A 21,330-nucleotide genomic window follows, 5' to 3' on the forward strand; every position below is an offset into this window, starting at 1 on the left:
GGCCGCGTGTCGCATGCCCGAAAAGAGCACCGCGGGCCCCGGACCACGCCTAACCTGCAGGAGGAGCCGGCCGCCGGATCCGGTGACTGCAGAAGGGAATCGAGTGCTCGCGCTGCAGACGATCGACCTGACCAGCATGCTCGGCCACGGCATCCACTACGCCATCGTGACGGTGGGCCTGCTCGGCCTGCTGGCCCTGCTGGCACCGCAACTGTCGACCGGGCGGCGAGAGCCGCAGGTGGTGGGACCGCAGGACGAGCACGCCCGCCGAGTCGCCGAGTTGCGCAGCACCCTGAGCCGCGGGTCGCTACGGACGGTACCGCCGGGCGCGCCCCCGGCGCCGGGGCGCACGACCGTGCCGGCGGACTCCCGATCGCAGGCCGCCCCACCGCAGGGCAGCACCCGCTCGCTCGTCCTGCCGATCGCCGTGGTCAGCAGCGCGGCCGCCGCCGGGGTGCATGCCGCCGTCGGTCCGGCACACGTCGAGGAGGGCCTCCTGCTCGGCGCCTTCTTCGCCGTCGCTGCCCTGGCCCAACTCGCCTGGGCGGCCCGCGCGCTCGTGGCCCCGTCGCGTCGTCTGCTCACCGTCGGCGTGCTCGGCAACGGGGCGATCGTGGCCCTGTGGACCGTCACGCGCACCGTCGGGCTCCCGCTGGGCATCCTGCCCGAGGCGGAAGCAGCAGGCCCCTGGGACCTGGCGGCCGTCGGCTGGGAGCTGGTCGCGGCCGGGGCATGCCTGGTGCTGCTGAGTCGCGCCGGCCCTCCCCGACCGCGTCGGGAGATCGGAGCCTGGCACCCGGCGGCCCGAATCTGGCTGGGCGCCAGTCTTGCCGTGATCCTGGCCCTGCCCTTCCTGGGGGTGGGTGAGGGATGAGCATCGACGCCTGGGTCGTCGGCATGGTCGGCAACGCCATCATCTCGGTGGCGTACTTCCTCATCGTGCTCGCGATCGCCCTGCCCCTGGCCCGCAGCAACCAGCTGCGCAGCAACCCACTGGGGGCGGCCACCGCGGCGATCTTCCTGACCTGCGCGGTCCACCACGGGGCGCACTCGGTGCACCTGCTGCTGCCGACGTTCGGCCTCGACAACGAGCAGGGCATGGCGATGCGCCTGGCCTGGGGATGGCCGCTGGCGATCTGGGACGTGCTGGGCGCCTTCGTGGGCGTCTACTACTGGAGCCTGCGCCGCAACTACGGCTACATCGTCCAGGGCGCGCAGCTCTTCACCGACCTGCGCCAGCGGGAGCAGCAGGCGCTGGAGCTGAACGACGCCGTACTGCAGGGGCTGGTGGTGGCCAAGATGGCGCTGGACCTCGACGACCTGCCCAAGGCGCGGGCCGCTCTCTCGGACTCCATTGCGGCGGGCAGCGAGATCATCACGAACCTGTTGGGCAGCGATCGCTCCGAGACCGTGCTGCTGCGCAGCGACGCCGCTGACGTCAAACGGCCGCGTCGGAGCCCGGATCGTCGCGACCCGTCCGCTGGGGAGTGAGCGTGGCCGCCACCAACGGACAGCTGCGCGCGATCGTCATCGACGACACCGCGGACCTGCGCGACCTGCTGAAGATCGCCCTGACCCGCAAGGGTTTCGTGGTCGCCGGCGAGGCGGCCGACGGGAGAGCCGGGATCGATCTCGTTCGCAAGGTCGACTGCGACCTGATCATGCTCGACCTCGCCATGCCGGTCATGGACGGACTGGAGGCGCTCCCCTGGATCCGTCGGATCCGGCCGCACGCCTGGATCGTCGTCCTCTCCGGCTTCGGCGCCCAGGTGATGTCCACCCGTGCGCTCCGCTCCGGCGCCGACGGCTACATCCAGAAGGGCGCCTCGACCGGCCAGATCCTCACCTACCTCGAGCAGCTCACCTCCGGCCATGAACCGCCACGGTCGATCGGGCTGGCGGACATCGTCCACCACGAGGACAGCGAGGCCGAGATGCGCGCGCACGCGGCCGCCGTGCACGCCGCGCCGTTCGGAGTGGTCGAGCTCGACGGAGCCGAGCAGCCGCGGGTGCGGGGCGCGAACCTGGCCGCGCAACGGCTGCTGCGGAGCCAGCTCACCCCCGGAACCCCGCTGGCGAGCGTCTCGATCGACCTGGCCGAGGCCCTGGACAACCAGCGTTTCGTGAACGATCCCAGCTTTCAGCTACGCCTCGGCGACACCGACCTGAGCGTCTCCCTGCGACGATCGGCCGACACGACCCACCTCTACCTCGTCCCGGGTGGCGACGACCCGGGTCTGCTTCGTCGGGCCATCGCCTCCACCGCCCACGAGCTGCGCGGCCCGGTCTCGGTGATCATCGGGGTCGCCGAGACGGTGGCGCTGACCGCGAACGACCCCCACTCCGAGCAACGCCTGCGGCTGCTGGAGTCGGTGGCCCGCCAGGCGCGGATGCTCGACAACCTGACCGCGGACCTGCTCACCGCGGCCCAGATCACCGGCAGCACGCTCCGGGTCACGATCGAGGAGATCGACCCCCTCGAGGTGATCACGACGCTCGTCGCGAACCGCCACGACGCACACGTGGTCTGCGCGGACTCGTTCACCGTGCACGCCGACTCGCTACGACTGGAGCAGATGGTGGAGAACCTGCTCACCAATGCCGAGAAGTACGGCCGGCCGCCCTACCAGGTCACCATCGACGGGGACGCCGACCAGGTCCGGATCGCGGTACGGGACCACGGGGACGGGGTGCCCGAGGACTTCCGGGAGCGGCTGTTCGACGAGTTCACCCGGGCTCCGCGGATCCGGGCCCCGGGCACCGGGATGGGGCTGTTCATCGTGCGAGCGCTGGCGGAGGCCCAGCACGGAACGGTGGACTACGCGCCGGTGGAGTCGGGTGGCTCGGTCTTCACGATCACCCTGCCGCGGGCGTGAGGCCGATCCGTCACCCGGCGGGGTGGGGCCTGCGCACGATGACCTCGAAGACGTGCCAGTGCTTCGCCCCGCCGAAGGCCTCGCCGTCCTCGTCCAGCTCGCGGACCTCGAGCACCTCGAGGCCGCGCAGCAGCGCGGGGAGAGCGGAGCCGTCCACGAACGTCTTGGAGGCGTCGGGCGCCCAGCTGTCCCGCTCCCCGAGCAGGTGCATCGCCAGCACCCCGCCCGGACGCAGCGCGGCCCGCAGGCGCCGCCACACGTCCGAGAACTCGGCCCCGGGTCCGAACGGCAGGCTCAACCCGGCGTAGACGAGGTCGGCGGCGGGGAACTCGAAGTCGGCGAACGAACTCTGCACGACCTCGACGTGCGACATCGCCCGGCACCGACCCCGGGTCAGCTCGACCGCCTCGGGGGTGACGTCCATGGCGGTCACCGGCCAGCCGGTGCGTGCGAGCGCCTCGGTCTCGGTGCCGTCGCCGCAGCCGAGGTCCAGCGCGAGCATCCCCGGGCCGGGCGTCGGGGCTCGGTCGAGGAGCCGCTTCAGCAAGGCTCTGGCCGGGCGACCGGAGATCGCCTCGTAGTACGCCGGCCAGCTCGTCTCCCGGGCTCGCACCTGCGGGAAGGGCAGGTCGATCACTGCCCCCGCCGCCAGACCACCAGGGACTGGGTGGGCGGCCGTTGACGCAGCACCGGCAGTCGGTTCGGCGGACTGCCCAGCGGGGAGGTGCCCCGTCGAGCCGCCAACGCCTGGCGCAGGGCCTCGCGGGTGCGCTCCAGCTCCTCGTGCAGCTCGTCGTTGCGGGCCGCCAGGGCCGCGGCACGGTTCTCGAGGTCGAGGATCCGTCGTACGCCCTCGATGCCGATGCCGACCGAGGTCAGGTCGGCGATCTGGCGCAGCCTCTCGATGTCGCGGTGGGAGTAGCGCCGGCCCCCACCGCCGGTCCGGCCCGGGGTCACGAAACCGAGCCGCTCATAGGTGCGCAGGGTCTGCGGGTGCAGGCCGGTCAGCTCGGCCGCCACGCTGATCACGTAGACGGCCGCGTCCGGGCCGGGGGCCACGAACTGCTGGCCGGTCATCCCGCCGACTCCTCGAAGAGGTTGCCGCGCAGGGGCTTGCCGGCCATGGCCTCGCGATAGGCCTGGACGGCGGAGCGAGCCGCCTCGTTGAGGACCGCCGGCACGTGGACCTCGACGGTGGCGAGCAGGTCGCCGGTGGTGCCGTCGGCCCGCTTGGCGCCCTTGCCGCGGACCCGGAAGGTCCGACCGTTGGGGGTGCCCGGCGGGATCTTCAACGTCACCGGGGCACCGCCCAGGGTGGGGATCTTGATCTCCGCACCCAGGGCCGCCTCGTCGAAGGAGACCGGCACCTCGAGCGTCAGGTTGTCGCCCTTGCGGGTGAAGATCCGGTGCGGCGAGACCTTGACGACCACGAACAGGTCGCCGGCGGGCCCGCCGTGCTCGCCCGCGGCACCCTTGCCGCGCACGCGGATCCGCTGGCCGTCCTTGACCCCGGCGGGGATGCGCGCCTGGATCGTGCGCGCCGACATGCCCCGGCCGTTGCCGTGACAGGCCGGGCAGGGCTGGTCGTAGACGAGCTGGCGACCGCCGCAGGCGGGGCAGGTCTCGTTCATCGAGAAGGCGCCGCCCACCGAGGCCACCACGAAGCCCGCACCGTCGCACTCACGGCACACGTGCGGCTTCGTGCCCGGCTTGCCGCCGGTGCCCGAGCACTGCGGGCACGGCGCGTCGGAGGTCAGCCGCAGGGAGATCGTGACGCCCTCCAGGGCGTCGGTGAAGCTGATCGTCGCGGTCGTCTCGACGTCGGCGCCCTTGCGCGGGCGGCCTCCGTCGGAACGGCCCGTGCCGAAGATGTCCCCGAACATGTCGCCGAAGCCGCCGCCCGCGTTCCGGTCCCGGAGCAGGTCGTTCAGGTCGAACCCGCCCATCCCGGCCGACGTCCGCTGACCGCCGCCGAAGCCGCCCCGGGCACCGGAGCCGTAGAGCGCGCGGATCTCGTCGTACTTGACCCGCTTCTCCGGGTCCCCGATGACGTCGTACGCCTCGGCCACGGCCTTGAACTTCTCGTGCTTGGCGTCGTCGCCGGGGTTGGAGTCGGGGTGGTTGGCGCGCGCAAGCTTGCGGTAGGCCTTCTTGATCGCGTCCGCCGAGGCGTCCTTCTTGACGCCCAGCTGGGCGTAGAAGTCCTTGGTGGCCCAGTCGGCCCGCATGCCTTCGGTCGCACTCATGCGCGCCCCTCCCGTCGTTCCACTACTGCTCGCTGGCCCCGCCCGGCTCGACGGTATCGGTCGAGGGGTCGTCCCCGACGGAAGCCGTCTCACCCGAGGGAGCGTCGGCGGGGTCCACCACCAGCACCTGGGCAGCCCGCACGACGCGCTCCCCGATCCGGTACCCCGCCTTGGCGATCACCTTGCAGGTCGTGACCTCCACGTCCGGGTCCTCGCCGATGTGCGAGAGCGCCTCGTGCACGGTCGGGTCGAACGCGTCGCCGGGGGCTCCGAACTTGGTGAGGCCCACGCTGCTGACGACCCGCTCGAGCTGGTCGGCCACGGCCTTGAACCCGTCCTCGAGGGGAGCGTGCTCACGGGCGCGGTCGATCGTGTCGAGAACCTCGGTGATCGGCGCCAGCGCCGAGTACGTCGCGTTCTCCCGGATCAGGTCGCGGTCCCGGTCGACCCGGCGCTTGTAGTTGAGGAACTCGGCCTGCAGTCGCTGCAGGTCGAGGGTGCGCTCGGCGAGCTCCATCCTGAGCACCTCCACCTCGTCCCGGGCCGCGTGCAGCGGGTCGGCCTCGACGACCGACTCCCCGTGCGGCGCCTCGACCTCGGTCTCGTTGGCCATCTCCGCGGCCGCGTCCCCGAACCCGTCGGTGGGCGCGTCCGGCGAGGGAGCCGCAGTCTCCTGCGGCTCCCCCTCGGGCGTCGGTGACGTGTCCGTCACTTGGCGTCGTCCCCGGCAGGCGCGTCCTCGGCCGGCTCGTCGACGATCTCGGCGTCGACGACGTCCTCGTCGGCCTCGCCGGTCGCCTCGGTGTTGCCCCCCGCAGCGGCCTGCTCGGCCTCGGCGGCGGCGTACATCGCGGCGCCCATCTTCTGGCTGGACTCACCGAGCTTGGTGACCCCGGTCTGGATCTCCTCGGCCGTGGCCTCGGCGTTCTCCAGGGTCGCCTTCAGGGCGTCGAGGTCGGCGCGGACCTCGGTCTTGATGTCGTCCGGGACCTTCTCGTCGTTCTCCTCGAGGAACTTCTCCGTCGAGTAGACCAGCGAGTCGGCCTGGTTGCGGGTCTCGATCGCCTCGCGACGCCGGGCATCCTCCTCGGCGTACTGCTCGGCATCCTTGACCATCCGGTCGATCTCCTCCTTGGACAGCGCGGAGCCGCCCGAGATCGTCATCGACTGCTCGCGGCCGGACGCCTGGTCCTTGGCGGAGACGTGCACGATGCCGTTGGCGTCGATGTCGAAGGTGACCTCGATCTTCGGGACCCCGCGCGGCGCCGGCGGCAGGCCGGTCAGCTCGAAGTTGCCCAGGCCCTGGTTCTGCGACCACATCGGGCGCTCACCCTGGGCGACCTTGATCTCCACCGACGGCTGGTTGTCGTCGGCGGTGGTGAAGATCTCCGAACGCTTGGTCGGGATCGTCGTGTTCCGCTCGATCAGCGTGGTCATCACGCCGCCCTTGGTCTCGATGCCGAGGCTGAGCGGGGTGACGTCGAGGAGCAGCACGTCCTTGACCTCGCCCTTGAGGACACCGGCCTGGAGAGCGGCGCCCACGGCCACGACCTCGTCGGGGTTGACGCCCTTGTTGGGCTCCTTGCCGCCGAGCAGGCCCTTGACCAGCTCGGTGACGGCGGGCATCCGGGTGGAGCCACCGACGAGCACGACGTGGTCGATCTTGTCGACGGCGACGCCGCCGTCCTTGAGCACCTGCTGGAACGGCGCCTTGGTGCGGTCGAGCAGGTCGGAGGTGAGCTTCTGGAACTCGCTGCGGGTGAACTTCTCCTCGAAGTGCAGCGGGCCGGACTCGCCGTGGGTGATGTACGGCAGGTGGATCGTGGTCTCGCTCGAGGAGGAGAGCTCGATCTTCGCCTTCTCGGCGGCCTCCTGGAGGCGCTGCTTGGCGATCTTGTCGGCCGCGAGGTCGACGCCGTTGTTGTCCTTGAACTTCTTCACCATCCACTCGACGACGCGGGCGTCCCAGTCGTCACCACCGAGGTGGTTGTCGCCGGAGGTCGCCTTGACCTCGACGACGCCCTCGCCGATCTCGAGCAGGGAGACGTCGAACGTGCCGCCACCGAGGTCGAAGACCAGGATCGTCTGGTCGTCGCCCTTGTCGAGGCCGTAGGCCAGCGCGGCTGCCGTGGGCTCGTTGACGATGCGGCTGACGTTGAGGACCGCGATCTCGCCGGCCTCCTTGGTCGCCTGGCGCTGCGCGTCGGAGAAGTACGCCGGGACGGTGATCACCGCGTCGGTGACGGGCTCACCGAGGTAGGCCTCGGCGTCACGCTTCAGCTTCTGCAGCACGAAGGCGCTGATCTGCTGGGGCGTGAACTCCTTGTCGTCGATCGTCGTCTTCCAGTCGGTGCCCATGTGGCGCTTGACGGAGCGGATCGTCCGGTCGATGTTGGTGACGGCCTGGCGCTTGGCGACCTCGCCGACGAGCACCTCGCCGGACTTGGCGAACGCGACGACCGACGGCGTGGTGCGAGCACCCTCGGCGTTTGCAATGACGGTGGGTTCTCCACCTTCGAGGACGGAGACGACGCTGTTCGTCGTCCCGAGGTCGATGCCGACCGCTCGTGCCATGGTGATGTACCTCCGGTTGTAGAAGCGTGGTGACGGCCATCCTGCGCCGTAGCAGCGATTCTGGCAGAGAAGTTGAGTCGATTCAACTCAACTCTGTTCATCCGGCACAACGAAGGGTGCGGCCGATCTGTTCCCGCCAGGAATAGTGCGCGCCGCGAGGCGTTGGGACAGCCATGACCGTTCCCCCCGTGAAGCTCAACGACCAGACGACCATCCCGCAGCTCGGCTTCGGGGTCTTCCAGGTGCCGCCCGCGGAGACCGCCGCGACCGTGAGCACCGCGCTCGAGGTCGGCTACCGCCACATCGACACCGCGCAGATGTACGGCAACGAGGCCGGCGTCGGCGAGGCGATCGCCGCGTCCGGCATCGCTCGCGACGAGCTGTACGTGACGACCAAGCTCAACAACGGCTTCCACCGGCCGGACGACGCCCGCCGGGAGATGGCGGCGTCACTGGAGCGGCTCGGCCTCGACCGGGTCGACCTGATGCTCATCCACTGGCCGCTGCCGACGCGCTACGACGGCGACTTCGTCTCGACCTGGCAGGCGCTCGTCGACTTCCGGGCAGAGGGCGGCGCCACCTCGATCGGCGTCTCCAACTTCCAGCCCGAGCACCTCGACCGGATCGTCGCCGAGACCGGTGTCATCCCGGCGGTGAACCAGATCGAGGTCCACCCGTTCTTCGGCAACCAGGCGGCCCGTGCCGCCAGCGTCGGCCACGGCATCGCGGTCGAGGCGTGGTCCCCGATCGCCCGCGGCCAGGTCAACGACGACTCCGCGATCAAGGGCATCGCCGCCAAGGTGGGCCGCACCCCGGCCCAGGTGGCGCTGCGCTGGCACCTCCAGCGCGGCGACATCGTCTTCCCCAAGTCGACGAAGGTCGAGCGGATGCGGGAGAACTTCGCCCTCTTCGACTTCGAGCTCGCCGCCGACGACATGGCCGAGATCACCGGCCTCGACCGGGGCGAGGCGGGCCGGCTCGGACCCGACCCGGACGTCTTCGACTACATCCCCGACTGAGTCAGCCCTCGCAACGCCCGTACGACGGGACCGGCCCCTCGGGGTCGGTCCCGTCGTGCGCGAGGGGCTCACGCCACCCCGGCGCGGTCAACCGTGGCTGCAGTCGCGCCACCATCGGTCCGATCGCCACGATCACCAGGACGGTCCCGGGGCCCAGGGAGGCACCCAGGAGCCACCCCACCGTCGCTCCGAGGAGCTGGACCAACGAGTAGCTCCACCGGAACGGCACCGGCGGGTCCCAGGCCAGCGCGGCCGCCTCGGCCGGACCGGCGCCGAGCTCGGTGGCCAGGTAGCCGGCCACGCCGGCGGCCAGGACGACCAGACCCAGGAGCAGTTCGAGCCACCGCCCCGCCGTGCTCTCGACGTACGGCGAGAGCCAGGCGGCGCCCGAGGCCCGGTCCAGCAGCCACAGCGTCCAGCTGACCACCGTGCCGACCACCAGGGGCTGGGCCAGCGTGCCGAGCCCGGGGGCTCGGCCGCGCAGCCAGGCCATCAGCACCAACAGGACGCCGACCACCAGGTTGGGGATCCAGAAGTCGAGACCGGAGGCCAGCGCGATCCCGCTGACCAGCATCGAGTAGCCGTCCGAGCCGAGCCGGGCGTCGAGCAGGAGGCCGACCCCGACGCCGAGCACGGCGCAGGAGACGACCAGCTGAAGACCGCGGCGCAGGCGGCGTTCAGCCATCGGCTCGGGTGAGGTCGTCGAGGCGGCGGCCGAGGAGCTCGAGCAGGGCCGCCAGCCGGGTCCGCTCGAGGTCGCTGAGCCCGGACAGCAGCCGGTGCTCGTTGGCCATGTGGGCGTCGAACGCGCGATCAATCAGCTCGAGGCCGGACGGGGTCAGCGCGACCACCCGACCGCGCGCGTCGTGCTCGCTGGGGCGGCGGGTCACCCACCCCTGCTCGACACAGCGGTCGACCCGCTTGGTGACCGCGCCCGAGGTGACCATCGTGGAGGCGGCCAGCGCGCCCGGCGCCAGCTCGTACGGCGCCCCCGAGCGACGCAGGGTCGCCAGGACGTCGAACTCCCCCGCCCCCAGGCCGAACTGCGCGTAGACGGCGGCCAGCTCGTCGGCCAGGGTCTCGGCAAGTCGGTGCAGCCGGCCGATGACGCCCTGGGGGCTGACGTCGAGATCGGGGCGCTCGCGGTGCCACTGGGCCATGATCCGGCCGACGTGATCGAGGTCATGCTCCATGGGTTGGAATATATCTTACGTGGAAACCATTATTGTCTTCCATGGAAACGAACGTGATCCGGGTGGCCCTCCTCACCGCGGTGGCCCCGATCGCCTGGGGCAGCACCTACATCGTGACGGCCCAGCTGCTGCCCCCCGACCGACCGCTCTTCGCGGCCGCCGTACGCGCCTTGCCGGCCGGACTGCTGCTGCTGGCGCTGCGTCGCCGCCGGCCGCACGGCATCTGGTGGTGGCGCGCCCTCGTCCTGGGCGCCTGCAACATCGGGCTCTTCTTCCCGCTGATCTTCCTGGCCGCCTACCACCTCCCCGGCGGGCTGGCCGCCACCCTGCAGGCCTCCTCGCCGTTCGCGGTGATGGCGCTGGCGTGGCTGGTGATCGGCGAGCGTGCCGGCCTCGGCCGGCTGGCGGCAGCCGTGGTGGGGGTCGCCGGCGTGGCCCTGCTGGTGCTGCGCTCGCCGGGCCAGGTGGATGCGGTGGGTCTGCTGGCGGCGTTCGGCTCGGTGGCGGTCTCGGCGCTGGGCTACGTGCTGGTCAAGCGCTGGCCCGCCCCGGTCGACCTGGTCACGCTGATCTCCTGGCAGCTGGTCGTCGGCGGACTGCTGCTCGCGCCGCTGGCCCTGCTGGTCGAGGGGCCGCCCCCGGCAGTGGACCTGCCGGCGCTCGCGGGGTTCCTCTGGCTCGGGGTCGTCGGCACCGCAGTGGCGTACTGGTGCTGGTTCCAGGGGTTGACCCGAATGCCTGCCGGCGCGGTCTCCCTGATCGGGCTGCTGAACCCGGTGGTCGGCACGGTGCTGGGCGTGGTGATCGCCCGCGAGACGTTCGGCGCGGCCCAGGCACTGGGCATGGGACTGGTGCTGGGAGCGGTGCTGGCGGGCCAGCCGACGGCCGCTGACGCCGTACGACGTGGCTGGGCGCGGCGACCGCGGCGCCGCCCGGCGGCGTGGGCGGAGTCGGTCGGCGTCAGCCGATCGTGACGCGGACCTCGTTGGAGGTGAGGCCGCTGTCGGTGTCGACGACGCGAAAGCGGTTCTGGCCGGGCTGGCTGGTCTGCACGTAGGTCGCGAACGTCTCGTCGCTGACCGAGACCGTCACCGGGAAGTCGCGCCACGCTCCGTCGGTGAAGCGCTGCACCTGCAGGACGGCACCCTCACCGCGCGGGTAGACGCCGGTCAGGTCGATCTGCTCCATCGCGGACACGGCCGTCTGGCTGGCCGAGAGCGAGATCCGCTTCTTGGGCCGCTTGGTCTTGGTGGGCTCCGGGGGCGCGGGGTTGCTGGTCTCGGAGGGCTGGGGCACCAGGGTGATCAGGGGTTCGGAGGGGGCTCCGGTCTTGACCGGCTTGGGCAGGTACATCGACTCCTCGGCCGTCGTGGACCCGCTCCGCTGGTCGCCGCCGAGACCGGCCACGCGGGTGGCGCCCAGGGCGACGACTCCCAGGATCAGCCCGACGGTCAGGGCAACGGCCACGAGCGCCACGAGACCGCTGAGGACCGGACGCTCGACCCGCTCGTCCCGATCCACCATGGCGTCGCTCCCCGTTCGCTGGGCGCCGACCCCGTTGCGGGCGCCCTCCGTGTCCGGTCTCCATTGTCGGGGACGGTGCGGGTGGAGCCAAACGACGGTGTTGAACGGCGTGGCCGAGCGGTGGGGCGCGGGATGGGGCGCGGGATGGGGCGTGGGGTGTCGGTGGCTTGGCAGCGCCGACGGGTGGGGCCGAACGGTGGCGTGCTGGGCGCCGACGGGGCGGTCCGGCGTACGGGTGCTGACGCGCCGGGTCGACCGGGGCTCACCCAGGAAACCCTCACTTCACCCGGGGAGTTATCTGGGTGAAGTGAGCAATTCACTGGTTAACCAGTGAATCTTCACCGCGGCTCGAGGATCACCACCGGGATCTCGCGGTCGGTCCAGGTCGCATAGCTGGCGAAGTCGGCGTACAGCTCCACGAGCCGCGGCCACAGCGCCGCCCGCTCCTCGGGCCCCGCGGTCCGGGCCCGCACCTCGCGCACCTCGGACTTGATCTGGATCCGGGTCTCCGGGGTCGCCATCAGGTTCCGGTACCACTGCGGGTGCTGCGGCAGCCCACCCTGCGAGCCGACCACCACGATGTTCGGGCCGTCGACCAGGTAGAGCAACGGCGTCGTGAACGTCCGGCCCGACTTCCGTCCGACGTGGTCGAGCAGCAGGGTCTGCACCGGCTTGCGGAAGCCCGCGCCGATCCGCCACTTGCTGCCGATCCGGCCACCGGTGCGCCGATAGGTCCACACATGCGCGCGAGCGGCGTACTTCATCACCTTCGGCACCAGCGGCGAGTCGAGGCCCTGCGGCTTCTCCTTGGGCAGTCCCATCACAGACCGCGCTTCCAGACGAGCTCCTCGTGCAGCCGACGACTGCGCCAACCGTCGCCCGTGCGCACCATCGTGTGCCGGTAGATCCCCCCGAACTCCACGAGCAGCTCCGACCCGTCCGGGTTCGGCAGCACCATCGGGTTGTGGAAGTACGCCGAGACCTCCGCCTCGTCGCCGGCGACCACGCTCTCGACCTGGCCGAGCAGGTGCATCCGCCTCGGGAAGATCGGCAGGTTCTCGGCCAGCCACGGCTTCACCTCCGCGAAACTGCCGGCGATCCCCCCGGTCTCGGTGTAGTCGATCGCCGCGTCGGGGGTGAAGACGGTGTCGAGCACGTCCCAGTCACCGGAGTCGATCGCCCGGGTGTAACGGGTGAGCACGTCCTCGATGGCGAGCCGGTCGGAGATCTGCTGGAGGTCCATGCCCGAACTCTGGCACAAAACTGAAACACGTTCTACTGTGACTGTCATGCGATTCACCTACGCCGAGGCCATGACCCAGGCGACGTACTACGCACCCCTCGCCCAGGCGGCCGAGGCGGCCGGGTACACGAGCATGACCGTCGCGGACAGCCTGATCTACCCGCAGGAGTCCGACTCGACGTACCCCTACACCGACACCGGCGACCGGGAGTTCCTCGAGGACAAGGAGTTCATCGAGACGATGGTGCTCTGCACCCACCTCGCTGCGCTCACCAGCACGCTCCGGTTCACGCCGTTCGTGCTCAAGCTCCCGGTGCGCCCGCCGGTCCTGGTGGCCAAGCAGGCCGCCTCGATCGCCCACCTCTCCGGCAACCGCCTCGGCCTCGGCGTCGGCCTCTCCCCCTGGCCCGAGGACTTCCAGGCGATGGGCATCCCGTGGGAGAAGCGCGGCAAGCGGATGGACGAGTGCATGGACATCCTGCGCGGCCTCACCTCGGGCGAGTTCTTCGGCTACGAGGGCGAGTTCTACTCCTTCCCGCCGCTCAAGCAGTGCCCGGCGCCCACCGAGAAGATCCCGCTGCTCGTCGGCGGCCACGCGGACGCCGCCCTGCGCCGAGCGGTCCGCAAGGGTGACGGCTGGATGCACGCCGGGGGCGACGGCGCCGAGCTCGACCGCCTGCTCACCCGGCTCGCCGAGATCCGCAAGGAGGAGGGCGACACCCGCGACGACTTCCAGGTGCACGTGATCTCGTACGACGCCTATGACCTCGACGGCATCAAGCGGCTCGAGGACAAGGGCGTCACCGACTGCATCGTCGGCTTCCGAATCCCCTACATCAAGGGCCCCGACACCGAGCCGCTGGCGAAGAAGATCGAGTCGCTGGAGAAGTACGCCGAGTCGATCATCGCGAAGGCCGGCTGAATGGACCTGACCCAGCCGCTGCGCGAGGCCATCGCCGAGGCCGAGCAGCTGATCGCGACCGCGCCGTTCGTCCGAACCGAACAGGACCTGCTCGAGGGGTACGCCTACCTCTCCGGGCGGATCCGGATGGCCATGCAGATGGCCTTCGACCACGACCTCGACCGGCCGCTGTTCATCAACTCCACCCACCAGTTCTCCAAGCAGGGGCTGGACAACCCGGACGCGATCTACTTCAGCGCCTACCTGCGCGAGGGGGTCGAGTACGTCGTCCGGGGCCGCCGCGGCACCTCGGCCGACCTGTCCTTCCAGGTGATGGGCGGCGCCTACTCCGCCGACTCGGTCGCCTCCTCGTTGATGGCCTTCGACGACCGCGAACTCGACCTCGACGAGGACGGGAGCTTCGAGTTCGGCTACACCGCCGAGCCGGGCGCGAAGACGATGATCGTCCGCGAGGTCTTCAACGACTGGGACACCGAGGAGCGCGGCACGATCTGGATCGAGCGGGTCGACACCCTCGGGCAGCCGGCCGCCCCCCTGACCCAGGCGCTGCTGGCCAAGAAGTACGACGTGGCCGCGCGAACCCTGACCGGGTCGATCCAGACCTGGCTCGCCTTCCCGCACTTCTTCCAGTACCAGGAACCGGTCAACACCCTCACCGCACCGAAGTCCACCCCGGGCGGGCTGGCCTCGCAACGCTCCTCGATCGGCCACTACGAGCTGGCCGAGGACGAGGCGATGATCGTCACGGTGCCGGAGTGCACCGACTGCAGCTACCAGGCGATCCAGATCGGGTCGGACTGGTACGCCTCCACCGACTACGAGACCCACCAGACCTCGCTGACCAAGGCGCAGTCCGTCGCCGACCCGGACGGCCTTATGCGCTACGTGATCTCCGAGCGACCTCCCGGCGGCGCTCCGATCGCCAACTGGTTGGAGACCACCGGCCACCGCACCGGCCCGATGATGCTGCGCTGGCAGCGCCTGGAGCGCGACCTGACCGACGCCGACGGGCCCACCGTCGAGATCGTGCCGGTCGACGAGGTCGCCGGCCGGCTGCCGTTCTTCACCCCCCTGACCCCCGAGCAGTACGCCGAGCGGATCACCGCCCGGCAGCGCTCCATCGCCCGAAGGATGCTCAGCTGATGACCCCACCCACCACCACGAACGGACTCCTCCAGGACAAAGTCGTCGTGCTCTCCGGCGTCGGCCCCGGCCTGGGACGCGCGCTCGGCGAGGAGGCGGCCCGGATGGGCGCCGACCTGGTGCTGGTCAGCCGGACCGAGCGACGCCTGGAGAAGATGGCCGAGGTGGTCCGGGGCCTGGGTCGGCGAGCACTCGTCGTACCCACCGACATCACCGACGAGGACGCCCGAGCGCGCCTGGTCGAGACGGCGCTGGCGGAGTTCGGGAAGGTCGACTGCCTGATCAACAACGCCTTCGGGATCCCGCCGATGGACCCGTTGACGACGCTGGACGTGCAGAGCCTGCGCGACGCCAACGAGACCAACGTCTTCGCCCCGTTGCGGCTCTCGGCGCTCTTCGCCGACGCGCTGGCCGAGACGAAGGGGTCGGTGGTGATGCTGAACTCCTGTGTCGTCTACTCCTCGCAGCCGGAGTACGCCGGCTACAAGCTCTCCAAGGGCGCGCTCGCGCACCTCGCCTCGTCGCTGGCCACCGAGCTCGGCCCGCGCGGGATCCGGGTGAACAGCGTGGCGCCGTCGTACATCTACGAGGACGTCAACAAGGCGTACTTCGACTGGCTGGCCGCCGAGGCCGGCGTCACCCACGAGGACATCTACCGCGAGAAGGCGGCCCCGACCGACCTCAAGCGGTTGGCCACCCCCGACGAGGTCGCCCGAGCCGCCCTCTTCCTCGCCAGCGACCTCGCCTCGGCCGTCACCGGGACGATGCTGAACGTCGACTGCGGCGAGTTCCACGACAACTAGAGGCGGGTCCATGTCTGACAACGTGATGGCGCGCGAACGCGCGGACGTCGGCAGCTACGAGGAGATCCTCGCCGCGGCCGAGCGGACGACCGGGATGAGCGACCTGGGTGGGGACGCGCACGAGGAGGGCCTGCGGGTCCTCGTGGAGGACCTCAACTCCCCCGAGGCCGGGCTCACCCCACGCGGCAACTACTTCCAGCGCTCGGAGGTGAAGAGCGCCCTGGTCGGCCGGCTGCTCACCCAGGCCCAGTTCAACCAGCGGCCCGAGCACCGCGACGTACCGATCGAGCGGCCCATCTTCGTGATGGGCCTGCCGCGCACCGGCACGACCGCGCTGCACCGACTGCTGCACGCCGACCCGCAGGCGCAGGGGCTGGAGATGTGGCTGACGCAGTACCCCCAGCCGCGGCCGCCGCGGGAGACCTGGGCCGACGACCCGATCTTCACCGCGATGCAGCAGGCGTTCTCGGCCCACCATGTGGAGGACCCCGAGTTCATGGGCATCCACTACATGGATGCCACCTCGGTGGAGGAGTGCTGGCGGCTGCTGCGTCAGACGGGCAAGTCGAACTCGTACGAGTCGCTGGCCAACCTGCCGCGCTACACCGAGTGGCTCAAGCAGCAGGACTGGACCGACGCGTACGCCCGGCACAAGGAGAACCTGCAGCTGATCGGGCTGAACGACCCCGAGAAGCGGTGGGTGCTGAAGAACCCCTCGCACATGACCGCACTGGACGCGCTGATGGCCGTGTACCCGGACGCGTTGATCGTCTACACCCACCGCGACCCGGTCGTCTGCATCGCCTCGTCGTGCTCGTTGTCGGCCGCGACGACCGCCGGCCACTCCGACACGTACGTCGGCGGGGTCATCGGCCACACTCAGCTCGACCTGTGGTCCCGTGCCTTCCACGCGTTCCACGAGGCGCGGGCGTCGTACGACCAGGCGCAGTTCGTGGACGTCGCGTTCGCCGACCTGCGCGAGGACCCGCTCGGGGTCGCGCGCGGGATCTACGAGCGGTTCGACCTCGACTGGTCGCCCGAGGTGGAGGCGGCGATCGCGGAGATCGACCGGGAGTCGAGGTCGGGCCGGGCCGCGCCGAAGCACTCGTACTCGCTGAAGGACTACGGGCTGAGTGAGCAGCAGGTGCGCGCGGCCTTCTGAGGGTGGGCGGGGGCCTGTCGGGCTCTGTCGGGGCCTGTCGGGCTCTGTCGGGATCCCCGGATATCCGGGGATGTTGGCGCTTCCAGGCCGTTGCAACCCCCGATAAGCGCCAAGTTCCCCGGATATCCGGGGATCCCAACACCCCTCAGCCCGACTCGCCCGCAGCAGCGCGTACGGCGCGCTCGGCCACCGCATGCGGGTCGGTGCGAGCGTCGTACGACCAGAAGTCGCGCAGGGCAAGCGCGGTCAGGGTCACTCCGGCGACACAGGCGAAGCCACCGCTCGAGATCGCCCCACGAACGCTCCACAGGTCGGCGGTGATGCCGGCCCGGACCTGGCCGCCGAGCGGGCCGAGCGAGTAGGACAGCATCTCGATCCCGGCCAGTCGCCCGCGCATGCCTTCGGGGATGGTCTGGTTCCAGACCGTGCCGCGGAAGACGCCGGAGATCATGTCCGCCGACCCCGACAGCATCAGGAAGAGCGCCACCAGCCAGATGCTGGGCATCAGGCCGGCCAGCCCGACCATCGTGCCGTACACGATCGCGGCCAGCACGATCGCGCGCCCGTGGTGGTGGATCCGGGCCGTCCACCCGCTGAGTGCGGTGGCGAGCAGGGCGCCGACCGTCTCCGCGGAGTAGAGGAGCCCGAGCAACTCAGGGCGCCGGAAGACCTCCTCGACCAGCGCCGGGAAGAGCACCACCGGCAACGCCAGCAGCATCGCCGCGATGTCGACGAAGTAGGTGCCGAGCAGGTCCTTGCGGGAGAACGCGTAGCGAACCCCTTGGGCTATCCCGGCCAGGCTCGGCGGCGTCGTTTCCTCACGGTGCGGGTAGGGGCGCATCGCCGCGAACATCACCGTGGCGATCGCCAGACCGACCACGTCGACCACGAAGCACCAGCCGATCCCGACGTACGCCACCAGTAGACCGCCGATCGCGGGCCCGAGCAGGACGCCGATCTGCATGCCCAGACTGGTCAGGGTGTTGGCGGCCATGATCTGTTCGTGCCGAACGGTGCGCGGCATCAGGGCCTCGCGTGAGGGTCGCTGCAGGGCAGACGACGACGTGAGCAGCGCGGCCACGACGAAGATCAGTGGCAGGTTCGGCTCGTCGGCGAACGCGTTGATCGCCAGCACCGAGGTGAACACCGCTTGTGAGAGGCCGGCCCCGACCAGCAGCCGTCGCCGGTCGACGTGGTCGGCGAGCGCACCGCCGTACAGACCGAAGAAGACCAGCGGCAACAGTTCGGCCAGACCGATCGCGCCGACCATGAAGTTGGAGCGCGTCAGGATGTAGACCTGGTACGGGATGGCGACGTAGGTGACCATCGCGCCGAAGTAGAAGACCGTGCCGGCGGCGAAGAGCAGCCGGAAGTCGCGCGACTCCCGTAGTGGGGTCACGTCCATCCGCAGCGCGCGGAATCGGTCCTGCCAGGTCACAAGCGGTCATCGTGGCACCGGGGTCGGCCTCCGGGCACCTGCTTTTTCGCCTGACGCCGTCTGTCGGGATCCCCGGATATCCGGGGATCCCTGCGCTTCCAGGCCGTTGCAACCCCCGATAAGCGCCAACATCCCCGGAGATCCGGGGATCCCTGCACTCAGCGAGCGCTCACCCGGATCCGGGCCCCGTGCCGCGGCACGCTGGTGATGTTGCGGACCTTCGGCTCGTCGTCGCCGACCGCGTGCACGTCGTACGACGCCAGCACCGCGCGCAGCACGGCCACGCCCTCCATCAGCGAGAACCCGGCGCCGATGCAGCGGCGAGCGCCACCACCGAACGGGATCCAGGTGTTCGGAGGCGGGTTCTGGTCCAGGAAGCGCTCGGGCCGGAAGGCCTCCGGGTCGGGGTGGTTGTCCTCCCGCGCGTGGGTCACGATGATCGAGGGCCCGACCGTGGTGCCGGCGGGCAGGTCGATCCCCCCGATCGTCGCATCCCGCTGCAGGGTGCGGACCACCATCGGGATCACCGGGTGCAGCCGCATCGACTCCTTGAGCACGGCGTCGAGCCAGGCGTCGTCGCCGTGCAGGGCCGCCTCCCGGGCTCGCCGCAGCTGCTCGTCGTCCCGCCCGATCTCGTAGAGCGCCCAGGCCAGCGCGGTCGCCGTGGTCTCGTGCCCGGCCAGCAGCAGCGTGACCAGCTGGTCTCGCAGCTCGGTGTCGTCCAGCGCGTCCTCGCCCTCGCCCGCGCGGATCAGCCGCGACAGCACGTCGGTGCGCTCCGCGAGGTCCGGCGCCGTACGACGCTCGCGGATCTCGGCGTACATCACCTGGTCGAGCGCGTGCTGGGTCTCGACCATCCGCTTCCAGAGGCTGAACTTCTGCAGCTTCGGGTAGCCCCAGCCCAGCAGGATCGCCGGTGAGATGTCGACGGTGGCGTTGACCAGCGGACGTAGCCGCCCCAGCCGCTCCTCGTCGGTCACCCCGAAGACCACGCGCAGGATGACCTCGAGGGTGAGCGCGTTCATCCGGTCCAACGAGCGGAACTCCTCCCCGGGGCTCCACCGGGCGACCTCGTCGGCCGCCAGCTCGGTGACCAGCGACTGGTACTCGCGCAGCGCCTGGCCGTTGAAGGCCGGCATCAGCAGCTTGCGGGCGCGCTTGTGCTCGTCCGAGTCCTGGAGCAGCAGCGAGTGCTCGCCCATGATCGGGCCGAGGATGGCGTTGGCCTTGCCCGCGTGGAAGACCTCGGGGTCGCCGGCGAAGATCTCCTTGGTGTGCTCGGCCCGGGTGAAGAAGACCAGCTGTTCCCCGCGAGGCACCATGGAGATCGTGTAGGTGTCGCCGTAGGTGCGGTGCAGGTAGTCGTGGAACCAGTGCCGGTGGCGCATCACCGCCACGGTCTGCACCCAGGCGGGCCACCGCGGGCCGGGGGGCAAGCCGGTCGCTCGCTTCCGGCGCCCGGACCCCTGCCCCAGACTCCGCCCGCTCATCCGGCGGAATCGTCGGTCGGTCAGCTCGCGCACGTCCGGTTCGAGGAGGGCCATCGCCCCATACTACGAGTACGTCAATCTCTGGCAAACCGTGCCCGAGATCGCTCAGATGCCGGACCGGATCTCGAGGACCTCGTGCTCCGGGATCCGGCTCTCCCGGGTCGCCCGGCACGTCAGCCGGTGGGTCTTCAGGCCCGGCGCGGACCGGATCCGCACGACGTACGACGCCCCGGCGACCTCGAAGACGACCCGGGTCAGCTCGCCCTCGACCGATCGCTCGCGCAACCGGAGCACCCCTTCACGGACCTCGGAGAGGTGCCGGCGCAGCGCGATCTCGGCCGCCTGCACCGGCATCGCGAAGCCGGAACGCCCGCGCAGGTGCGCCAGGTCCAGCTCGCCGGCCAGGTGGCGATCGGCCACGACCGAGGCTGCCGCCGGGTCGAGCCGGCCGTAGTAGAGACCGTGCGGCAGGACGAGCAGGTTCCCGGCGAACCGGTCGCCGCCGATGTGCGAGACCTCCCAGGTCTGTCCGGGGTGGCTCTCGGCCAGCGCCAGCGCCACCGGTCGGCCGAGCTCCGCGCAACACGCGTCGTGTCGGCCCTGGGTGCAGACCCCGAAGAGCGTCTCGGCCGAGGCTTCCAGGCCCACCCCGCGTCCGGCACGCAGGCCGGCCAGGTCGAGGTCCAGCAGCTCGCGCGGATCGCTCAGCGTGCCCGACTCCAGGCGGGGGCGCGTCGGGTCGGCGTACGCGGCGAAGACGCGCACCGGATCGGCTCGCCGGTCGCCGGTTCGGCCACCGGTGCCGCCACTCGCCGGTCGGGCGCGACGCCGTGGCCGACGCGCCAGCAGCACCCGTACGCCGGCCGCGCGGGCCGCAGCCGCGACCCGCTCACCCAGCCCGGTCGGCAGCCGGGCGTCGCGCAGCGCATCGACTCCCCACGGGCCGTCGTGCTCGAGCAGCACGAAGCCGCGCACCGTCGACGCCGTGCCCTGGACGGGCTCGGCCCGACCCAGGCTCGCGACCGCGCAGCGGAAGTCGCTCACCCGACGACCTCGAGCAGCCCTTCCCGGACGAGGCGTCGACAGAGCACCACCCGGCTCTGGGCGTCCAGATGCTCGGCGAGGTCGGCGGGTCGGAGCTCGCGACGTGCCCGGACCTCCTCGAGGCCCGGGCGCAACCACGCGGGGACGTCGAGCGAACGGTCGCCGAGCAGCACCTCGAGCCGGTCCCCGCGCTCCAGCAGCACGCACGGGTGTCCGACACGGCGAGCGAGCAGGGTGGTGTCGTCGAGCTCGCGCACCGCGAGGACGTCACGCAGGCCGCCGGGGACACGGGTCCCGCGGCCGGTCAGGAAGCGACGTACCTCCGCCTCCACCGCAGCCTCCGGGTCGAGGTCGCGGACCCGCTCGGCCAGCGCGGCCAGCCGATCGCCCAGGCCCTCGCGCAACGACGAGGGGTCGTCCAGGTAGCCGGCCGGCAGGTGGTCGTCCTCGATCTCCGCGACCAGCTCGCGCAGGGACCGCTCGACCAGGCCGCGCCAGGTCAGCTGGTTGATCCCGATCGTGACGTGCAGGGAGACGGTGTCCTGGGCGCGCGCGGCGTGCGGCGTGCCGGTGGGCAGGTACATCGCGAGTCCCGGCTCGAGGTGAACGTCCTCGACCCCGTCGGGCGTGTGCACCTCCCACTGCTTGGAGCC

At 71.0% G+C, this 21,330-nt stretch carries 23 protein-coding genes; 9 read left to right on the top strand and 14 right to left on the bottom strand.

The window, feature by feature from the left end:
- Nucleotides 1-103 precede the first annotated feature (103 nt).
- The 3 genes from ABZE72_RS01895 to ABZE72_RS01905 are packed head-to-tail and all read left to right on the top strand — an operon-like array spanning nt 104 to nt 2,876.
- Nucleotides 104-874, top strand: coding sequence for a hypothetical protein (locus ABZE72_RS01895; protein WP_372727319.1), 771 nt, complete (start codon nt 104-106; stop codon nt 872-874).
- Nucleotides 871-1,491, top strand: a complete 621-nt coding sequence (locus ABZE72_RS01900; RefSeq protein ID WP_372727320.1) for a hypothetical protein — start codon at nt 871-873, stop codon at nt 1,489-1,491. Before ABZE72_RS01895 ends, ABZE72_RS01900 begins: the two co-directional genes overlap by 4 nt.
- A 2-nt stretch (nt 1,492-1,493) precedes the next feature.
- Nucleotides 1,494-2,876 (top strand): ATP-binding protein, encoded by a 1,383-nt coding sequence (locus tag ABZE72_RS01905; RefSeq protein WP_372727321.1) that lies wholly within the window; start codon nt 1,494-1,496, stop codon nt 2,874-2,876.
- A gap of 10 nt (nt 2,877-2,886) precedes the next feature.
- On the opposite strand, the gene ABZE72_RS01910 is transcribed toward ABZE72_RS01905, so the two are convergent.
- The 5 genes from ABZE72_RS01910 to dnaK are packed head-to-tail and all read right to left on the bottom strand — an operon-like array spanning nt 2,887 to nt 7,696.
- Nucleotides 2,887-3,513, bottom strand: a complete 627-nt coding sequence (locus tag ABZE72_RS01910) for a trans-aconitate 2-methyltransferase (protein ID WP_372727322.1) — start codon at nt 3,511-3,513, stop codon at nt 2,887-2,889.
- Entirely contained in the window at nt 3,510-3,953 is a 444-nt protein-coding gene (locus tag ABZE72_RS01915; RefSeq protein WP_372727323.1) for a heat shock protein transcriptional repressor HspR, read from the bottom strand. The genes ABZE72_RS01910 and ABZE72_RS01915 overlap by 4 nt, the downstream gene beginning before the upstream one ends.
- Nucleotides 3,950-5,122 (bottom strand): molecular chaperone DnaJ, encoded by a 1,173-nt coding sequence (dnaJ, locus tag ABZE72_RS01920; protein WP_372727324.1) that lies wholly within the window; start codon nt 5,120-5,122, stop codon nt 3,950-3,952. The genes ABZE72_RS01915 and dnaJ overlap by 4 nt, the downstream gene beginning before the upstream one ends.
- Before the next feature lie 22 nt (nt 5,123-5,144).
- Nucleotides 5,145-5,834: a nucleotide exchange factor GrpE gene (grpE, locus tag ABZE72_RS01925; protein WP_372727325.1), complete on the bottom strand. Its 690-nt coding sequence runs from the start codon at nt 5,832-5,834 to the stop codon at nt 5,145-5,147.
- Complete coding sequence (gene dnaK, locus ABZE72_RS01930) at nt 5,831-7,696, bottom strand: molecular chaperone DnaK (protein ID WP_372727326.1); 1,866 nt, start codon at nt 7,694-7,696, stop codon at nt 5,831-5,833. The genes grpE and dnaK overlap by 4 nt, the downstream gene beginning before the upstream one ends.
- A gap of 173 nt (nt 7,697-7,869) precedes the next feature.
- Here dnaK and ABZE72_RS01935 point away from each other — a divergent pair, with 173 nt between their 5' ends.
- A complete protein-coding gene (locus tag ABZE72_RS01935) occupies nt 7,870-8,715 on the top strand; it encodes an aldo/keto reductase (protein ID WP_372727327.1) in 846 nt (281 codons plus the stop codon).
- Nucleotide 8,716: 1 nt separating this feature from the next.
- Here the strand turns inward: ABZE72_RS01935 and ABZE72_RS01940 are convergent, their stop codons facing one another.
- Nucleotides 8,717-9,400, bottom strand: a complete 684-nt coding sequence (locus ABZE72_RS01940; RefSeq protein WP_372727328.1) for a hypothetical protein — start codon at nt 9,398-9,400, stop codon at nt 8,717-8,719.
- A complete protein-coding gene (locus tag ABZE72_RS01945; protein ID WP_372727329.1) occupies nt 9,393-9,908 on the bottom strand; it encodes a MarR family winged helix-turn-helix transcriptional regulator in 516 nt (171 codons plus the stop codon). Before ABZE72_RS01945 ends, ABZE72_RS01940 begins: the two co-directional genes overlap by 8 nt.
- Nucleotides 9,909-9,949: 41 nt before the next feature.
- On the opposite strand from ABZE72_RS01945, the gene ABZE72_RS01950 reads away from it, so the two are divergent.
- Complete coding sequence (locus ABZE72_RS01950; protein WP_372727330.1) at nt 9,950-10,882, top strand: EamA family transporter; 933 nt, start codon at nt 9,950-9,952, stop codon at nt 10,880-10,882.
- Here the strand turns inward: ABZE72_RS01950 and ABZE72_RS01955 are convergent.
- The 3 genes from ABZE72_RS01955 to ABZE72_RS01965 all read right to left on the bottom strand — a co-directional run bounded on the left by ABZE72_RS01955 (nt 10,869) and on the right by ABZE72_RS01965 (nt 12,675).
- A complete protein-coding gene (locus ABZE72_RS01955) occupies nt 10,869-11,432 on the bottom strand; it encodes a hypothetical protein (RefSeq protein ID WP_372727331.1) in 564 nt (187 codons plus the stop codon). The genes ABZE72_RS01950 and ABZE72_RS01955 overlap by 14 nt on opposite strands.
- Nucleotides 11,433-11,770: 338 nt before the next feature.
- A complete protein-coding gene (locus tag ABZE72_RS01960) occupies nt 11,771-12,253 on the bottom strand; it encodes a nitroreductase family deazaflavin-dependent oxidoreductase (RefSeq protein ID WP_372727332.1) in 483 nt (160 codons plus the stop codon).
- On the bottom strand, nt 12,253-12,675 hold the full coding sequence (locus ABZE72_RS01965) for a nuclear transport factor 2 family protein (RefSeq protein WP_372727333.1): 423 nt from the start codon (nt 12,673-12,675) through the stop codon (nt 12,253-12,255). Before ABZE72_RS01965 ends, ABZE72_RS01960 begins: the two co-directional genes overlap by 1 nt.
- A gap of 46 nt (nt 12,676-12,721) precedes the next feature.
- Between ABZE72_RS01965 and ABZE72_RS01970 the strand changes: the two genes are divergently transcribed.
- Genes ABZE72_RS01970 through ABZE72_RS01985 form a run of 4 tightly spaced genes read left to right on the top strand, consistent with a single transcriptional unit; the run spans nt 12,722 to nt 16,705 of the window.
- Nucleotides 12,722-13,597, top strand: a complete 876-nt coding sequence (locus ABZE72_RS01970; RefSeq protein WP_372727334.1) for a TIGR03619 family F420-dependent LLM class oxidoreductase — start codon at nt 12,722-12,724, stop codon at nt 13,595-13,597.
- Nucleotides 13,598-14,740, top strand: a complete 1,143-nt coding sequence (locus ABZE72_RS01975; RefSeq protein WP_372727335.1) for a hypothetical protein — start codon at nt 13,598-13,600, stop codon at nt 14,738-14,740. It abuts the gene before it with no gap.
- Nucleotides 14,740-15,543, top strand: a complete 804-nt coding sequence (locus tag ABZE72_RS01980; protein WP_372727336.1) for an SDR family oxidoreductase — start codon at nt 14,740-14,742, stop codon at nt 15,541-15,543. The genes ABZE72_RS01975 and ABZE72_RS01980 overlap by 1 nt, the downstream gene beginning before the upstream one ends.
- 10 nt (nt 15,544-15,553) lie before the next feature.
- Entirely contained in the window at nt 15,554-16,705 is a 1,152-nt protein-coding gene (locus ABZE72_RS01985) for a sulfotransferase (protein ID WP_372727337.1), read from the top strand.
- Nucleotides 16,706-16,850: 145 nt separating this feature from the next.
- On the opposite strand, the gene ABZE72_RS01990 is transcribed toward ABZE72_RS01985, so the two are convergent.
- The 4 genes from ABZE72_RS01990 to ABZE72_RS02005 form a co-directional block, all read right to left on the bottom strand.
- Nucleotides 16,851-18,143: an MFS transporter gene (locus ABZE72_RS01990; protein ID WP_372727338.1), complete on the bottom strand. Its 1,293-nt coding sequence runs from the start codon at nt 18,141-18,143 to the stop codon at nt 16,851-16,853.
- Between the two features lie 158 nt (nt 18,144-18,301).
- The gene (locus ABZE72_RS01995) at nt 18,302-19,687 is read right to left on the bottom strand and encodes a cytochrome P450 (protein WP_372727339.1); all 1,386 of its coding nucleotides are present in this window, start codon (nt 19,685-19,687) and stop codon (nt 18,302-18,304) included.
- Between the two features lie 51 nt (nt 19,688-19,738).
- Nucleotides 19,739-20,677, bottom strand: a complete 939-nt coding sequence (locus ABZE72_RS02000; RefSeq protein WP_372727340.1) for a sucrase ferredoxin — start codon at nt 20,675-20,677, stop codon at nt 19,739-19,741.
- Nucleotides 20,674-21,330: JmjC domain-containing protein (locus tag ABZE72_RS02005; RefSeq protein WP_372727341.1), on the bottom strand; the 657-nt coding region annotated here is incomplete at its 5' end. The genes ABZE72_RS02000 and ABZE72_RS02005, both read right to left, overlap by 4 nt.

The sequence above is a fragment of the Nocardioides sp. genome, assembly GCF_041600255.1.
Lineage (GTDB): Bacteria > Actinomycetota > Actinomycetes > Propionibacteriales > Nocardioidaceae > Nocardioides.

Coding starts and splice junctions, on each gene's coding strand:
- dnaK (WP_372727326.1), bottom strand. CDS start 7,696: ATGGCACGAGCGGTCGGCATCGACCTCGGGACGACGAACAGCGTCGTC.
- ABZE72_RS01970 (WP_372727334.1), top strand. CDS start 12,722: ATGCGATTCACCTACGCCGAGGCCATGACCCAGGCGACGTACTACGCA.
- ABZE72_RS01950 (WP_372727330.1), top strand. CDS start 9,950: ATGGAAACGAACGTGATCCGGGTGGCCCTCCTCACCGCGGTGGCCCCG.
- ABZE72_RS01980 (WP_372727336.1), top strand. CDS start 14,740: ATGACCCCACCCACCACCACGAACGGACTCCTCCAGGACAAAGTCGTC.
- dnaJ (WP_372727324.1), bottom strand. CDS start 5,122: ATGAGTGCGACCGAAGGCATGCGGGCCGACTGGGCCACCAAGGACTTC.
- ABZE72_RS01960 (WP_372727332.1), bottom strand. CDS start 12,253: ATGGGACTGCCCAAGGAGAAGCCGCAGGGCCTCGACTCGCCGCTGGTG.
- ABZE72_RS01900 (WP_372727320.1), top strand. CDS start 871: ATGAGCATCGACGCCTGGGTCGTCGGCATGGTCGGCAACGCCATCATC.
- ABZE72_RS01965 (WP_372727333.1), bottom strand. CDS start 12,675: ATGGACCTCCAGCAGATCTCCGACCGGCTCGCCATCGAGGACGTGCTC.
- ABZE72_RS01995 (WP_372727339.1), bottom strand. CDS start 19,687: ATGGCCCTCCTCGAACCGGACGTGCGCGAGCTGACCGACCGACGATTC.
- ABZE72_RS01935 (WP_372727327.1), top strand. CDS start 7,870: ATGACCGTTCCCCCCGTGAAGCTCAACGACCAGACGACCATCCCGCAG.
- ABZE72_RS01945 (WP_372727329.1), bottom strand. CDS start 9,908: ATGGAGCATGACCTCGATCACGTCGGCCGGATCATGGCCCAGTGGCAC.
- ABZE72_RS01975 (WP_372727335.1), top strand. CDS start 13,598: ATGGACCTGACCCAGCCGCTGCGCGAGGCCATCGCCGAGGCCGAGCAG.
- ABZE72_RS01985 (WP_372727337.1), top strand. CDS start 15,554: ATGTCTGACAACGTGATGGCGCGCGAACGCGCGGACGTCGGCAGCTAC.
- ABZE72_RS01955 (WP_372727331.1), bottom strand. CDS start 11,432: ATGGTGGATCGGGACGAGCGGGTCGAGCGTCCGGTCCTCAGCGGTCTC.
- ABZE72_RS01915 (WP_372727323.1), bottom strand. CDS start 3,953: ATGACCGGCCAGCAGTTCGTGGCCCCCGGCCCGGACGCGGCCGTCTAC.
- ABZE72_RS01940 (WP_372727328.1), bottom strand. CDS start 9,400: ATGGCTGAACGCCGCCTGCGCCGCGGTCTTCAGCTGGTCGTCTCCTGC.